The organism is Tabrizicola sp. YIM 78059 (assembly GCF_004959785.1).
Classification (GTDB): domain Bacteria; phylum Pseudomonadota; class Alphaproteobacteria; order Rhodobacterales; family Rhodobacteraceae; genus Tabrizicola; species Tabrizicola caldifontis.
Genome location: NZ_SJZH01000063.1, coordinates 1 through 618, shown reverse-complemented (window position 1 = coordinate 618; position 618 = coordinate 1). Strand labels below are relative to the sequence as shown.

General features: G+C 67.2%; 1 pseudogene. It reads left to right on the top strand.

From position 1 onward, the window contains the following. Window positions 1-60: 60 nt before the first annotated feature. Window positions 61-614: pseudogene (locus EZM81_RS18035) on the top strand (IS5 family transposase); the annotation flags it as partial. Window positions 615-618 lie beyond the last annotated feature (4 nt).

The window sequence follows — 618 nt, the reverse complement described above, 5'->3', positions numbered from 1 at the left end:
TGCATTTGGGGATTCCCGTTTGTCGTGAGTTCTGCTTCAAGATCGAAGACGGAGGCGATCTTGAGCCGGCGGACCTTGACCTACGCGCAGTGGGCGCGGATCGAGGGGCATCTTCCTGGGTGCGACGGGCTGCCCGGGCGGAGTGGCGCGGACAATCGGCTGTTTGTGGATGCGGTGCTTTGGCTGGCGCGGACGGCGGCCCCTTGGCGCGATCTGCCGCCCGAGTTCGGCAAATGGACCGGTGCGCACGCCCGCTTCCGACGCTGGGCGATGGCAGGGGTTTGGGAACGCCTTTTCAATGAGTTGAGCGCGGACCCCGACTTCGAGTACGTCCTCATCGACAGCACGATCTGCAAAGCCCACGCGGATGCGACGGGCGGAAGGGGGGGCCTCAGGCTCACGGGATCGGGTGTTCGCGCGTTCGGTGGGCGATCCTTCCACTGGAAGGATCGCTTGCCCACCTCACCCTGACGACCAAGAGCCACGCCGCCGTCGATGCCCTCGGGCTGCCTGTGCGGCTGATCCCGACGGCTGGCCAGCACGGCGACAGCCCACAGGCCGCCGCCTTGGTCGACGGGCTCGATGGCGTGGGACAGGTCATCGCCGATGCGGCCTAGG